Below are 14,217 nucleotides of genomic sequence, written 5' to 3'. Positions count from 1 at the left end.
CACAAATCGCCATTCTCCTGCATACGTTATGATTTATATCAAAAATCCATTCTATTTTAGCATAAAACCTACGAGAATTAACTGGAAGAATTCTACTCGCTCTCTTTTATCCTGTTTTTACACTTTCCTTTATAAGTGAATTGAAATGGTATACATACCTCATGTTATAATGACTTGTATGCTTACAAAATCTTTACATTTTTTTATCTAAACAAATAGATTGGGAGATCGATAGGAATGGGCAAGCAGTTAAAATCGTTATATCCAATAGTTATTCTCTCGTTATGGCTTCTGGCGTTCGTCGAGTTTTTCAGCCGTGGAAGCATCGAAGCGGTTTGGTCCTGGCTCACGACCAATCCTATGGAGCTTGTCTTGAATTATCTCTTCGTCTTCTTCTCCCTTCTGATCCTGGCAGCATTGACGGGAAGAACCAGATGGGCCTATTGGCTGGCCTCCGTCTTATTTATCGTCATTGCCATCGTAAGCGGAATCAAACTGAAGATAATGGGTGTCCCCCTCCTGCCATGGGACGTGTTTCTCGGCAGCGAGACGAAGGATGTGCTCCAATATGTCAACAGCCTCTTTAGTGTCAGCATGATCTCGGGAATTGTCATTTTCCTGGCAGGCAGCTATGCGATGCTCTACCATATCCCGCACTTTAAAGGGAGATTCCGATGGAAAACCCAAATCGTTCTCGCCGTGCTTTCGGTTTTATTTTTTACTTCCGTTTATTCGGACAAGCCGATCCCGGTCAAGCAGGCGTTTAACATTTCAACCATCCCTTGGGATCAGACTTCCAATTATATGACCAACGGACTTTTACTGACAACCGTATTAAATGTCGATCTCATCTTGATTGAAGAACCCGAAGGATATAATAAGGAAAAGATCGAATCTCTGGTGGCGGAAATTCCCCGGAGACCCGATCAAAGCGATGTCGATCCCAATATTATCGTCGTGCTGAGCGAATCGTTCTGGGATCCGACGGTCATGAAGGATGTAGAGTTCAGTGAAGATCCGCTTCCTTTCTTCCATTCTATCCAGGAGAAGTATACCGGGGGCTGGATGAGATCCCCGCAATTTGGCGGAGGAACGGCCAATGTGGAATTCGAGGTGCTGACGGGCAATACTATGCGTTTCCTGCAGCAAGGATCTCTTCCTTACATTCAGTATGTTAATCATCCGGTGGACTCACTGGCCAGTATTCTTAAGAGACAAGGCTATACGACCGCCTCGGTCAATCCGTTCCACAATTGGTTTTTCAACAGCAAAACGGTGTACCGCAATTTCGGATTTTCGAAGTATATCAGCAGCGAGTTTTTTGACCCGGTATACAAGGGTCCGTTCCTGGCCGACACCGAGGTGGCCAAAAATGTTATAGAACAAATTGAATCCAGTCCGGGCCCGGCCTTCGTTTTTGCCAATACGATGGAGAATCATTATCCGTACGAACCATGGAAATTCGGCGGCAACACGATTAAGGTGAAGGGAGCCAATCTTTCGGAGGATTCCATAGGAAAGCTTGAAACATACGCTCAAGGATTAACGGGAGCGGATGCCATGCTGAAGATGCTCGTTGAGCATTTCGAGGCTTCCGGGGAGCCTACGATCATCGTCTTCTACGGAGACCATCTGCCTGTGCTCGGCGACGATTATAAAGTCTATAGGGAAAGCAATTATTTGCAGGATAACGATCCCGACTTTTTCAAGAAAATCTACAGCGTTCCCTTCGTGATCTGGGACAACTATCTGTCTGATGAGAAGGAGGATCTGTATATCAGTTCGTCCTTCCTCGGTCCCTATGTGCTGAACAAAGCCGGGAAAGAAGGCAGCTATTATACCGACTTCCTGTACTCTCTATATGAAAAAACACCGCTGCTTCCCGAGGCGGGGGATGAACAGTGGGCGGAAGAAATGCGCATCTACGAATATTTGCAGTATGACATTATGTTCGGAGCCAGATACGGCTATAAAGATTTCGAAGACCAGATCGTCGATCCGAACTTTATCCTTGGGCGCGGGCCGATGGAGCTGGAACAGGTGCTTCCTGCGGAAACCTATGCCGATACAAGCAAGGATGCGTCGGTAACGATCGAGCTTAAAGGGAAGAATTTCGTCCCCGGGGCGCTGGTATATGCAAATGGCGGTGCGCTTGAAACGAAGTACGTGGACCGTCAAACGATGACAGCCGTCGTACCGGCCAATATGCTGGGCAAATCCGGCCGTCTCGACATCAGGATCAAGCTGATCGATTCCCAATCCATCGCCATTGTTGAAACGAATTCGCTGCCGTTTACCGTAAAGTAAAGCTGGCCGCCTGGCGTATGGGAATACCGATTGCCACCACCGCATTTGCGACACAAACAATGGACCAGGATGATCGCCTTCCGGCGTATCCTGGTCCATTTGGATAAAAAATGCCACAAACCTATAAAACCCGCATAAGCTGCTTGCGGCTCTGAGGATCCAACGCGGTATAATCGTGAATCTCGCACCGGTTACCGTCCATATCGGACAGTAGCAGGCGCTTACGGGCAATCGGCTGCACATGCTCGTGAAGATTGCGCATCGTCAGCTTGATCGGACCGAGCGACGTTTGCAGCTGCCATACCCACATCCCGGAATGCTGCTTGATGCTCACGATCTGCTGAACCTGCGGGAGCAAATACCTCAGCTTAAGCTCCTTCTCCACTTCCGCCCGGGACATGTCATCCAGCTCCGTCAATCCGGCAAGGATTCCGATTTCCAGGCCCTCCCTGTCGCGCACGGAAATATATTCGTCTTGTCGTGACAGCGGGAAACCCCGGTACAGCAGGACCTCCGGATAAAGGGTACCTCCGCTTTCCATCGACAGCATTCCGCCTTCGGTTCGTCTGAATGAGACCGATCCGGAGTCGAGCACCATGATTTCATACGATCCGTTACTCATCCTTCCACCCCTCTGATCTTGGACATTTCCTTCTGTGCCTCCACCAGCTTGTAATACACTCCCCGAAGAGCCAACAGCTCCTCATGCGTTCCGATTTCCGCCACCTTCCCCTTATCCAGAACGATGAGCCGGTCGGCGTTCCTTAAAGTCGACAGGCGATGGGCGATAGCGAAGGTCGTTCTTCCCTTGACCAGCCGGGCGATCGCCTCCTGGATCTGGCGCTCGGTCTCTGTATCGACCGAAGCGGTAGCTTCGTCGAGGATAAGAATGCGAGGATCGTGAATGATGGCACGGGCGATGGCAATACGCTGTTTCTCCCCGCCGGATAGACGATGGCCCCGCTCTCCCACCCGGGTGTCATACCCATCCGGCATGCGGACGATAAAATCGTGGGCATTCGCAATTTTAGCCGCCCGCATAATCTCCAGAGGGCTTACCTCTGGATTCGCATAGGCAATATTCTCGGCAATCGTGCCGTCGAACAGAAAAGTTTCCTGAAGCACGACACCGATCTGCTTGCGCAAGGCTTCCTGGTCGATTTGTTTCAAATCGATACCGTCAATCCTGATAATCCCTGAATCGGGATCGTAAAATCGGCAAATCAAGTTGATCAAGGTCGATTTGCCCGCTCCGGAATGGCCGACCAAGCCGATCATCTCTCCCGGAGTGATTTGCAAGCTGATGTCTTTGAGAACGGGATGATGCTTCTCGTATCCGTAAGAAACATTGTCCAGCTCGACCCTGCCCTCTACCCTGGGGATAGATACCGCATTTCGGGCGGTAGGAACATCCGTCGGCGTATCCATAATTTCGAAGACGCGGTCCGCTGCGGTTAACGCACGGCTGGTCCAGCTTATCGATTGGCTGAACCATTGGAGAGGGCCGAAGAACATGGTCAAGTAAGCGGTAAAAGCCATCAAAGTACCCAGTGTCAGCTCGTCCCGGATGACCTGCCAGCCGCCGAAGTACCAGACAAGCAGCGCCCCGGAAGTCGTAATCAAGGAAAATAACGGGAACACACCGGACCAAATGCCTTCCGAACGGATAGTCTGATGCACCAGCTCCTCGTTAGCGCTCCCGTATCTCTCCCTCTCGGTCGTCTCCTGGCCGAACGCTTTGACGACGCGGATCCCCTGCAGGGCATCGCCTACGAGCATATTGATTTTGTTGACCGAACGCCATTGAAGATACCAGAGATGCCGAATCCGGGGCCAAATGGAGAGCGAAGTAATGACAATCAGAGGCGTGGGCAGCAAGGCCAGCAAAGCCAGCTTCCAATTGAGGTTAAGCATCATGCCGATAATGGCGATAAGCATCAGCAATTGTCCGGCTATCCAAATGATTCCGTCGGTCAGAAACTGCCTCATCGCTTCCGAATCGCTGTTCACCCTGCCTATAAATTGCGATGTCTGTCTGCGATCAAAGAAGCTGAGCGACAACCTCATTAACGCTTGGTATGTATCCTTGCGGATATCCCCCATCAGCTTGCCGCCGATCCATACGCCTATATACCCCCTCAATGTCTGCATCAGCGAAAGAGCAACCCGGGTGGCGGCCAGAGCGATAACCAGCCACAGCAAAGCGTGGCCGATATGCTTCGGCTGGAGAACGTCGTCGACAATGACTTTCGTCAAATAAGGAGGGATCAGTTCCATCAGCGTAGCGGCCATCATCATTAACGCCGCTGTTATCATCCGCATCTTATACGGCTTGGCATAACTGAGCAGCCTGGAAATAACCTTCCCCTTATCCGAGCAGGTCGGGCATAGATTGCTTCCTTCCGGCAGCCGTTCCTGACAGGTAGGACATAGTCTGGGCATGTCTTTGGAGGTGAGAACCGGGAGCTCCTCTCCTTGGATGAGTGCTTGGATCGTTTTCGTTGCGAAGCTCATCTGTCTGTTCAGTTCCGCTGTAAAACGGGCAAGAACAACAGCCCCCTCCTCTGTGTCTATAACAAGCGTTCCGCCCCCCGACCGCCGACAGCATCCGGGCTTCTTTAACAGACGACAAGGGATATTCCCTGACAAGCTCCCCCTCTTCGGAAACGACCTCAAGCCGGCTCCTGGTGATCAGAAGCCGGCTTCTCCCCGGTGTACCGTTCTCGTCTACATTCGCTTCGACTTCCCAAACCAATTCGTCGGTCGGCTGACTGTTTCCGCTTACATTAATCTTTTCCTTCTCAAGAACGCTCATTTCTTCAACCCCCTTACGAATACGGGTTCCTTGCAGCTGTTGTTCATGAGCAGTCATTGACAGCAAGTAAGCCAACCTTCATTCTAGCATGGTTATCACGGCATGGTGCCGGGAAATTTTAATTATATCCATTCTATCCTTAATTCCCCATACGAGCGGATGGTCATTTGAAAGTCAAGACAAGCCTTGAACGACCTTCCCCTGGCCCGGCTCTAAACCAAGGATTTCATATACTGCAGGTTACGAGCCAGCAGCTCTTCACCTGTTCCTGAGCGGCTGAAATCTTCGAAGCTGAGCCAGCGATCGTACCCGACCGTCTTCAAGTCGTCCACGATTTGTTTCCAATTCGCCACTCCTTCACTGACTGGACAGGAATCCGCCTGCCAGATATGACGGTTCGGGTCGTTAGTCCGCACCCAATGAGCATTCTTCACGTGAACATGAGCCAGATAAGGCCCCAGCAGCTCCAAGCCCATACGGTACTGCTCGTATCCTTCATAGACCATGTTGCCGGGATCATAGATGACCCCGATATGTTCCGGATCGAAGCCTTCTACCAGCCTGTGTGCCAGACTGGCACTGGAGGCAATATTGTTCATATGGATCTCGATCCATCCCTGGACGCCATATTGGCGGCTCAGTTTCTGTACTTCCTCCAGATAAGAACGGCCTTCCTCCAACAACTCCTGATAGCGCTTACTTCGATTGTACATCGGCACACCAACCCGAATCGCAGAGGCCCCAAACCATTGAGCTATTTGCATCCCCCGTGCCGTTCCTTCCACATCGCCGCATTGCAAATAGCATGCTAGAGCGGGAATTTCCAAGCCTGCAAGCTCTGTCTCCGCCTTCAAGCTCAGAATATCTTCTTCGGACGATTGAGTATCGACGGTACACCGATTGTTTCCCCAGAAAGACGGGGGCTCCTCCTGCTTGGCCGGGTCGATTGCCGTTACTCTCCATTCCACTCCGTCATAGCCTGCCTTCTTAAGCTCATGTATTGCTTCCTGGGGCGATAGCTCGGGGAGCATGACCGTGAATACAGAATATTTCATCCTTCATCCTCTTTTCCATCCCATGCGCGGCGGCATGTATTATTAAATTCTCAACACGATAGTACCATAAACAGGAAATCCGGTCCATGCTCTTAAGCAGCGATTTCGGTTCTTTCGGCGGCTTTCTCGCCGTTGAACAGCCGAATTTAGCCGGAAAATAGAGCTCTCCCGACAGCCGGTTTGCGATTTTCAGCCCCATTCAGCTCAACGGGCATCTGGAGCAGGCGCACGGCTTCCCTGTACAACGATGCAAGAGAAAGAGCGAGTGTAAGTGGAAAAAATTGACCACTTGCCCCGCTCTTTTCTCAGATAGATTTTACTGTTTTCTCGGTTTAGGCCATTTCGCAGTCGTTTGTAAACTGCTTTAGAAACCGCCTCTTTCGCGCTTTATTTATTGGACTGATACCACTCATTGGCGGCTTTAATCATTTCCTCTCCGCCTTGGGATTTCCATTGCGCCAGGAATTTATCGTAATTGTCGACAGGCTCTACTCCGCCAATAAATTTGATGAAGCTGTCTTCCCTAAGCTTGGCAAGCTTTTGGGTGTTTTTGGAGATGGCCTCAATCGGAGGTGCGTAGGTTAACGGATCAATCACCATATGTTCTTTAGCGTTCTCCTGATAGGTTTCGAAATACTTCTGCACATTTTCATCCTTACGCACACGTGCCTGCCAGTAAATCGGATAATTGTCCTGATCCGTTCCCGTCAGGAAGTAACTTGCGTTGTTCCACTCATCCGCGAATTTGGGATGAATCGGGTAATATTTGCCGTCCTTCATTTCGTGGTGAACTCCCTCTTCGCCGATCGCCAGCCCTTTGTGAATATCTTTCTCCAGCTTCATATCGATTAGCTTCATCGCATCTTCTTTGTTCTTGGCCCATTTAGGGATGGCAACGACGTAGGTAACTCCGGCCGAACCGACAACCTGTGTTTTGCCGTCTTTATCCTTAAGGAAAGGTATGATGGAGATTTTGGCATCCGGGAAGTTCTTGGCCAGGGCATTGTTGATATTCCCTGCATCCCACCAAGCTAACCGGTACATGGCCGCTTTGCCGCTGGAGAATTTCTCGATGGCCTTAGCCGAAGTATTAATTCCCCATTCCGGATCCATCAAGCCTTCCTCATACAGCTTGTTCATGAAGGCCAAATACTCCTTCATCTCTGGGAGCTCTACGGCATGCACCAGCTTGCCGTCACGCTCCACCCAATCCGTCGTTATTCCGAAGGTCGAAGCGATATCCCCAACCATCGGATCCTTGCCTCCGGTTAAAGGAATGACGTTCTTCTTTTCTTTAATCGTCTTCAACACATTGTACAATTCATCAGTGGTCGTCGGTATTTCCAGTCCGAGCTCATCCATCCAGTCCTGGCGGACAACCAGCTCGGTACCTACCTGTGTTCCAGCCGTTCCTTCCGGGATTCCGTACTTTTTGCCGTCAACAATGACGCTGTTCCAGGTCTCTTCATGAATCACTTGTTTCATATTTGTACCATATTTATCAATCAGGTCGTCCAGCGGCTCTAGCGCGCCGGAAGCCGCCAGCCTGGCGAATTGGGACTTACCGAGCTTCATGAAGTCGTACGCCTCTTGGTTAGCCATCAGCAGGTTCAGCTTCTCATCGGCATTCTCGGCGGGAAGCTGATCGTATTTGACATCATATCCCGTCTTCTCCTTCAAGTAGGCGGCCACGGGATCCTTATTCGGATCGAAGCGTTCAAAAGGCAGCAATTGGCGCAGTTGAGGCTTTTCCGCCTTATCGCCCCCTTCATTCTTCGGGGCTTCGGAAGCGGCCGGAGAATTGGTCGGGGCAGCTCCTTTATTATCGTTCCCGCCTCCTCCACAAGCCGCCACTGTCACGGCTAATGCGGCGATGGAAACGGAAGACAGCATCTTTTTAGTTACGTTGGATTGAAATTGCATGGATGAACCTCCCTTTCTTCTTTTCAAAGATTTCATTATGAAATTCCTTCAGTTCTTATCCGATTAGGAGAAATGATCACCGCCTTTCCATGCTTTCTTTTTGGCACGGTAACAATGAATCCCATCATCCTTTGACCGAACCGATCAGTACGCCTTTCACAAAATATTTCTGCAAAAACGGGTACACAAGCAAGATGGGGATCGTGGCCAACAGTATGGATGCCGCCTGGATCGCTTGTGGAGTTATGTTCATGGCCGCATCGATATTGACGACATTTCCTCCGGATATAAAAGCATCGCTAGCGGATACGAGCAGTTCTTTCAAATAAAGCTGCATCGGCTTTTTCTCCGGGCTGTTGATATAAATCATGGAAGCAAAGAAATCATTCCAGAAGCTTACGGCATAGAACAAGGCGATTGTGGCAAAAACCGGCATGGATAAGGGCAATGTGATTTTATATAAAATCTTCAGATTGCTGGCCCCATCAATCTTGGCCGATTCCTCCAAACTTTCCGGCAGGCTTTCAAAATAGTTCTTGATAATCAGCATGTTGAAAACACTGATCATCGAGGGCAGGAACAGTACCGGAAGCTGATTGATCAGCCCCAGATTATGCATCAGCAGGTAGGTCGGAATCAATCCGCCGCTGAACAGCATCGTAAACACGTACATCAGAATGAAATATTTCCGTCCACGGAGTCTCGGCTTGGATAGCGGGTATGCGGCCAATGCGGTCATGAACAGACTAAGCGCCGTACCTACGACCGTAATAAATACCGAAACTTTAAAGGAATTAAGAAACATGGAATCCTGAAGTACATATTTGTAGGTTCCGAATTGAAGATCCACCGGGAATATTGTGACCATTCCGGAAATAACCGCCGCCTCACTGCTTAATGATTTGGCTATGAGATTCAGGAACGGAAACAGAGTAACTACTCCAAATAGGATGAAAAAAATGTAATTGAAGAAATAAAATATTTTTTCCCCTATCGATTCTTTAATGGCGTTTCTATTTTTCTTCTTTACAGAAGCTGTTTCTGGCATATCCATGTCATGATCTCCCCTCTCGTTACGCAAAATCGCTTACCATATGCCTCTCTGCAAATATTTACGGGATAAGTAGTTGCCTGTAATGATCAGAATGAAGCCGATAACCGAATCGAACAAGCCAACGGCCGTCGAGAAGCTGTAGTCTTGCTCACCCAGCCCCACCCGGTAGACATAGGTACCTATAACATCAGCGACATTGTAAACGTTCGGATTGTACATAACGAGAATTTGCTCAGTCCCCGCTTCAAGAATACTACCCAGGCGGAGGATAAACATCAGCAGAATAATCGGCGTCAGACCCGGCAAAGTAATATATAAAATTTGCTTAAACTTGTTGGCCCCGTCAATTCTGGCCGCTTCATATAATTGCGGGTCAATTCCGCTCAAGGCCGCCAAGTAAACAATAGTGCTCCAGCCAAGTTCCTTCCATCCGGCTGAGGTGATCAGCACGGAGCGAAATATCGTGTGGTCCAGGAAGAATGCTATCGGTTCTCCGCCCAACGCCACAATCATCCGGTTGATTAAGCCTCCGTTGGTGGAAAGAAGGTCGATAAATAAACCGCTTACAATAACCCAGGATAAAAAATGCGGCAAATAGACAATAGTCTGAATTGTCCTCTTAAAGATCATGTTCTTTAATTCGTTCATTAAAATGGCAACGATGATCGGAAGAGGAAACAGAAATACAATTTTATATAAGGAGATTATCAGCGTGTTTTTGAATACGTTGACGAAATCAGGCGAGGTAAACAGCCTTTTAAAATTGTCCATCCCCACCCAGGGGCTTTCCGCAAATCCTGTGAAAATATTAAAATCTTTAAAAGCAATAATGATTCCATACATGGGTGTATACTTAAACAGAAGCAAAAACAGAATTCCCGGGATCAAAGCGACATATAAATCCCAATCCTTCCTGATATCTGCCCCTAATTGACCCCAATATCCTCTGCGGGAGGCTGGAATGACTGGCGGCGTTCTTGTTGTCGGTTTCATTGAATTCCCCCTAAATCCGTAAATTTCTTTCTGAGTGTGTAGCTATTGGAGAAAATCTCCTACATAAAACCTAAAAAAGGAATGCTTTTTTCTATGCTTCCAAGTTTACCCGTAATGGGGGCCGATGAATAGCGGACAGTGATTACTTTTTTTAGTACTTTCATTACTATTTGCCCAAGCTTGTCCCTTTCCGTCTTGAGCTCGACGAAGGATGGGCTATAATGGACTTACCTGCAACGCAAGGCGGCTTTCAAATTAGCTTGAGAGGCCGGAAAAAGAACGGAGAGGTGTTAGTTTAATGACAACAGTTAGGCAAAACACGGCATGGCTGTATATCGGAAATAAGAATTGGACGTTAGGGGATACAGAGAAGTTAGTGGAGTGGTGCGCACGGCATAGGGTGGGCAAGCTTCTGCTTCATCTGCACGATTGGACGAATCCGGCGGCGGAATTCGCTGAACAGATGGATTCGGTCGTGGAGGCGTGCTCAAAGGCAGGCATTGAAATACACGGGATGATCGGTACCCTCCAGCTTCGGGCTGAAGATAGAGCAAGTCTTCCTTTCCAATCCAGGGAGGCGTACTGCGTCGATTATGAAGGAATTTCCAATTGGGACGAGCCTTTGGCAGGCCGCCGCTATGTTCTGGATCCCTCGAATCCGGATGTTGTCTCGTTCATTGCCGGCCGCTGCAAAGATATGCTGGTCAAGCATCCCGGATTGGCAGGGATTCATCTGGATTTCATCCGTTTCTATCATTATGAGAGCCGCTTGTCTATCGATACGAATCAGGCGGGGCATTGGACGGTTATTCCCCGTGCCGGGGAGCCTCTGAAGCTGACGACGGCGAACGGGACGACAACGACCTTCTTTGTGGAACAAGCCCTCAATCATTATAATGATCCTCCAATTGGCCGTCATTTGCATCTCAGACGTTCTTACCATTATTGCTTCTGCGAGCGCTGCCTGGAAAGGTTGGCACGGGAGTTTAATCTCTCGATCCCTGACGAGTTGGAAGAGACCCGGCAGCGGGCGGATTGGATTCTGAAGCATCATGCGGAGGATTGGTATGCGTTCCGCTCCTCATTGATTACCGGAGTTGTTCGAAATATCCGGCGGGAGATCACGGCTCAACGCAAGGAAGCGCAGCTGTCTGCGGCAATCTGGTACAATTCGCCTTACGGAAACGAACTGAGAAATGAGCCTTTCCATCCCGGCAGTGAATATGAGCAGTTCGGCCAGAAATGGTGGGAGTGGATCAAGGAAGGGCTGATGGATTTTGTGTGCCCCATGAACTATTGGCTCACCCCCGAAAGCTTCGGACAGATCATCCGGGAGCAAATAGCCCGTTCCGAAAATAAAGTGCCTCTATATGCAGGGCTGCTGCGGTCAGACGAATTCCCGATCGATCAACCTCTTTGGGAAAAATATAAGCTTGTCGCTCAAGAAGCGGGGGCTGCCGGAATCAGCTTCTTCTCTTATGGAGGCTGGAAAGACCTGGACTCATGATGAAAAAAAAGAGACCGGACGCATAAGCGTCGGTCTCTTTCGTTTTGGTTATTTTATTAACCGATAAATTCTTGTACCCATTCCCCTTGGTAATAAGCTACGCCTATTTTGGTGAAATTAGGACTCATGATGTTCTTTTTGTGGCCCGGGCTGTTCATCCATGCATTCATAACTTCCTCGGGTGTGCGTTGGCCTTTGGCAATGTTCTCTCCGGCATATGAATATTTGATGCCGTAAGTGTCCATCATATCGAACGGAGAGCCGTAGGTTGGCGAATTATGGTCAAAGTAATTGTTATGATACATATCTTTGGCTTTATCCAACGCCATAGCGGAAAGTGCGGAATCCAGCTGCAGAGGCTTCAGTCCGGCCTTCGCCCGTTCCTGATTCACCAATTCTGCTACTTCTTTAGCATATTGAGAAATATCGGATTGACCTTGGTCAGGTTGAGTCGGGGCAGGTTTGTTGCCCTGATCGCCTTGGTTTGGCTGGGTCGGTGCAGGCTTGCTTCCCTGATTGCCTTGATCCGGCTTGGATGGTGCAGGCTTGCTTCCCTGATTGCCTTGATCCGGCTTGGATGGCGCGGGCTTGCTTCCCTGATCGCCTTTATCCGGCTTGGATGGCGCGGGCTTGCTTCCCTGATCGCCTTTATCCGGCTTGGATGGTGCAGGCTTGCTTCCGTTTCCTTTGTCAGGTATAGGATTGCAAGAGAAATCAAACTTAAATCCGTCTTGTCCTATAATGATAAATTTGCTGAACTTGGGATGATTCTTGAACAAGGATTCAAGGTCAATCCCGTACTTCTTGGTGATATGGTTTACTGCATCACCAGAATGAAATGTTTGCGGAGCAGCGAATGCTGCATTGGCAGACAACATAGTCCCCACGAGCAAAACTCCGGAAAGAGCAACTTTCTTAATGTGTTTCTTCATGGTGTTCAGTTTCCTCCTCTTTGTTTGGCCTGCGAAGTTAGCTGACGGGTTCGGGTCAAAGAGTAATCGCCCTACGGCTTGCAAAGCCGCTTCACCCCCACTATTGGTTCCCCCGCGCACTAGATTGTGCTTCGGCCGAATTTCTACTAGATTGTAACATGCTAGATTAGCCCTTTCATTCTACAATGTTTGGTAATTCATACAATTGCCCTGATACGGTACATGATTTTCCGCATATGAGAACACATTAAATACATATACCTCAATCGTAAAAGATCATCTTATGTGGCGAACCGGCAATAATACTTCTCTTCCATTTCAAGGGCAGGACGGATGCTTATATGTATGGATTAAAAGCACTTATTCTGTATGCAAGCTACGGGGACGGCCATCTCCAGGCGGCACGGGCTCTTCAGGAGACTTTATCCCGGAGGGGGTTCAAGGCAGTGAAGCTCGTGGACTTATATGGGGAGTCGTATCCATTTTTGGACCGGGCTGTTCAACAGTTCTACAAGATGTCTTCCCAATATTTCCCGTACATCTATGGCTGGATATATAGATGTACCCAAAATATGAAGCCTCAGCGGATGCTGAACAAAGGGTTGAAAGCATGGGGGGCCAAGAAGCTGATGCAGCTGATCTCCCGGGAGAAGCCGGATGTTCTCATCTGTACTTTTCCGATGCCTGCCATTCGCGGAAGAAGCGGAGCTAACATTCCTACGTTTACGATCTTGACGGACTTCGCTCTGCACAACCGTTGGATATACTCGGAATATGACCTGTTGTTCGTAGCCACCCCCGACTTGAAGAAATCCATTCTCGAGCAGGGAATCGATCCCGGACGCGTTGCCGTAAGCGGCATACCGATCCGTTCCTCCTTTCCATCCGTACATCTCAGGGAACAAACCATGTCCGACCGGGATCCGGCAGCTGCCCGCACTTTCCTCCGGGTCCTGGTAATGGCCGGCGCCAACGGTATTCTTCGCAATTTATCCGAGGTGATTTCCCTCATTCGCAGAGAACTGAAGGATGCCCGTATAGCTGTCGTATGCGGAAGAAACCGGGCCCTGTTTAACTCCATCGCAAAAAATTTCGGGAATGACCCGAATGTGGAGATTTACGGCTTCGTTGAACAAATGGCGGAATTGATGGCCTCTTCCGCATGCATAGTGACCAAAGCCGGAGGAATCACATTAACGGAAGCTCTCGCCTCCCGCCTTCCCATTATTGTTTATCGCCCCCTGCCGGGGCAGGAAGCGGATAACGCCCTGTACCTCCAGAGTCAAGGCGTAGCAGCGATTGCCCGCTGTCCCCGCGAGTTAGTCAAGCAGATCGGAATGATGACTTCCTTAGACCGATCTGAACGGGAAAGAATGGAAGCCAAGATGAAAATGTTAACCGGAGAAAGCTTAGACGAACATATGAAAGCGTTGTGGAATGCTTCCGATTCGGACCGCTTCAATTTCACCTATGACCGATTTGCGGGCTGCGGCGGCGCTTCGGATAAAATCACAAATCGAATTCTTAAGGAGCTTACCTCCTCTCTCAATTTAAAGACAAATTAAAGACTTGTCATTTAAACATACGCTCACTAAAATACAATTACGTAAGCGCTTCATCATTAAGTCAAG

The 14,217-nt window shown here is 49.1% G+C and carries 11 protein-coding genes and 1 riboswitch; of the genes, 3 read left to right on the top strand and 8 right to left on the bottom strand.

The features are described from left to right. Positions 1-237: 237 nt before the first annotated feature. Positions 238-2,307 (top strand): LTA synthase family protein, encoded by a 2,070-nt coding sequence (locus FS806_RS02820; protein ID WP_144932963.1) that lies wholly within the window; start codon positions 238-240, stop codon positions 2,305-2,307. Positions 2,308-2,428: 121 nt separating this feature from the next. Here FS806_RS02820 and FS806_RS02815 read toward each other — a convergent pair whose 3' ends face one another. The 7 genes from FS806_RS02815 to FS806_RS02790 all read right to left on the bottom strand — a co-directional run bounded on the left by FS806_RS02815 (position 2,429) and on the right by FS806_RS02790 (position 10,147). Further along, positions 2,429-2,929, bottom strand: a complete 501-nt coding sequence (locus tag FS806_RS02815) for a DUF1854 domain-containing protein (protein ID WP_144932961.1) — start codon at positions 2,927-2,929, stop codon at positions 2,429-2,431. Further along, entirely contained in the window at positions 2,926-4,749 is a 1,824-nt protein-coding gene (locus FS806_RS02810) for an ABC transporter ATP-binding protein (protein ID WP_260981958.1), read from the bottom strand. The genes FS806_RS02815 and FS806_RS02810 overlap by 4 nt, the downstream gene beginning before the upstream one ends. After that, positions 4,676-5,122 carry a hypothetical protein gene (locus tag FS806_RS26530; RefSeq protein WP_260981957.1) on the bottom strand — a complete coding sequence of 149 codons (447 nt, stop codon included), beginning with the start codon at positions 5,120-5,122 and terminating at the stop codon, positions 4,676-4,678. Before FS806_RS26530 ends, FS806_RS02810 begins: the two co-directional genes overlap by 74 nt. A 212-nt stretch (positions 5,123-5,334) precedes the next feature. Beyond that, positions 5,335-6,177 carry a sugar phosphate isomerase/epimerase family protein gene (locus FS806_RS02805; protein WP_144932957.1) on the bottom strand — a complete coding sequence of 281 codons (843 nt, stop codon included), beginning with the start codon at positions 6,175-6,177 and terminating at the stop codon, positions 5,335-5,337. A 387-nt stretch (positions 6,178-6,564) separates the two neighbouring features. Then, a complete protein-coding gene (locus FS806_RS02800) occupies positions 6,565-8,100 on the bottom strand; it encodes an extracellular solute-binding protein (RefSeq protein ID WP_144932955.1) in 1,536 nt (511 codons plus the stop codon). Between the two features lie 124 nt (positions 8,101-8,224). Next, entirely contained in the window at positions 8,225-9,148 is a 924-nt protein-coding gene (locus FS806_RS02795; protein WP_144933028.1) for a carbohydrate ABC transporter permease, read from the bottom strand. A 39-nt stretch (positions 9,149-9,187) separates the two neighbouring features. After that, on the bottom strand, positions 9,188-10,147 hold the full coding sequence (locus FS806_RS02790; RefSeq protein WP_144932953.1) for an ABC transporter permease: 960 nt from the start codon (positions 10,145-10,147) through the stop codon (positions 9,188-9,190). 298 nt (positions 10,148-10,445) lie between these two features. Here FS806_RS02790 and FS806_RS02785 point away from each other — a divergent pair, with 298 nt between their 5' ends. Continuing rightward, on the top strand, positions 10,446-11,654 hold the full coding sequence (locus tag FS806_RS02785) for a hypothetical protein (protein WP_144932951.1): 1,209 nt from the start codon (positions 10,446-10,448) through the stop codon (positions 11,652-11,654). 56 nt (positions 11,655-11,710) lie between these two features. On the opposite strand, the gene FS806_RS02780 is transcribed toward FS806_RS02785, so the two are convergent. Next, complete coding sequence (locus tag FS806_RS02780; protein WP_144932949.1) at positions 11,711-12,586, bottom strand: CAP domain-containing protein; 876 nt, start codon at positions 12,584-12,586, stop codon at positions 11,711-11,713. Between the two features lie 11 nt (positions 12,587-12,597). Beyond that, positions 12,598-12,733: riboswitch (cyclic di-AMP (ydaO/yuaA leader) on the bottom strand. 194 nt (positions 12,734-12,927) lie between these two features. Between FS806_RS02780 and FS806_RS02775 the strand changes: the two genes are divergently transcribed. Further along, a complete protein-coding gene (locus FS806_RS02775) occupies positions 12,928-14,151 on the top strand; it encodes an MGDG synthase family glycosyltransferase (RefSeq protein WP_144932947.1) in 1,224 nt (407 codons plus the stop codon). The last annotated feature ends 66 nt before the right edge of the window (positions 14,152-14,217 follow it).

The organism is Paenibacillus sp. 32O-W (assembly GCF_007679495.1).
Lineage (GTDB): Bacteria > Bacillota > Bacilli > Paenibacillales > NBRC-103111 > Paenibacillus_L > Paenibacillus_L residui.
This window is presented reverse-complemented; position numbering and strand designations above follow the sequence as displayed.

Coding starts and splice junctions, on each gene's coding strand:
- FS806_RS02785 (WP_144932951.1), top strand. CDS start 10,446: ATGACAACAGTTAGGCAAAACACGGCATGGCTGTATATCGGAAATAAG.
- FS806_RS02810 (WP_260981958.1), bottom strand. CDS start 4,749: ATGCCCAGACTATGTCCTACCTGTCAGGAACGGCTGCCGGAAGGAAGC.
- FS806_RS02820 (WP_144932963.1), top strand. CDS start 238: ATGGGCAAGCAGTTAAAATCGTTATATCCAATAGTTATTCTCTCGTTA.
- FS806_RS02805 (WP_144932957.1), bottom strand. CDS start 6,177: ATGAAATATTCTGTATTCACGGTCATGCTCCCCGAGCTATCGCCCCAG.
- FS806_RS02795 (WP_144933028.1), bottom strand. CDS start 9,148: ATGCCAGAAACAGCTTCTGTAAAGAAGAAAAATAGAAACGCCATTAAA.
- FS806_RS02800 (WP_144932955.1), bottom strand. CDS start 8,100: ATGCAATTTCAATCCAACGTAACTAAAAAGATGCTGTCTTCCGTTTCC.
- FS806_RS02815 (WP_144932961.1), bottom strand. CDS start 2,929: ATGAGTAACGGATCGTATGAAATCATGGTGCTCGACTCCGGATCGGTC.
- FS806_RS02780 (WP_144932949.1), bottom strand. CDS start 12,586: ATGAAGAAACACATTAAGAAAGTTGCTCTTTCCGGAGTTTTGCTCGTG.
- FS806_RS02790 (WP_144932953.1), bottom strand. CDS start 10,147: ATGAAACCGACAACAAGAACGCCGCCAGTCATTCCAGCCTCCCGCAGA.
- FS806_RS02775 (WP_144932947.1), top strand. CDS start 12,928: ATGTATGGATTAAAAGCACTTATTCTGTATGCAAGCTACGGGGACGGC.
- FS806_RS26530 (WP_260981957.1), bottom strand. CDS start 5,122: ATGAGCGTTCTTGAGAAGGAAAAGATTAATGTAAGCGGAAACAGTCAG.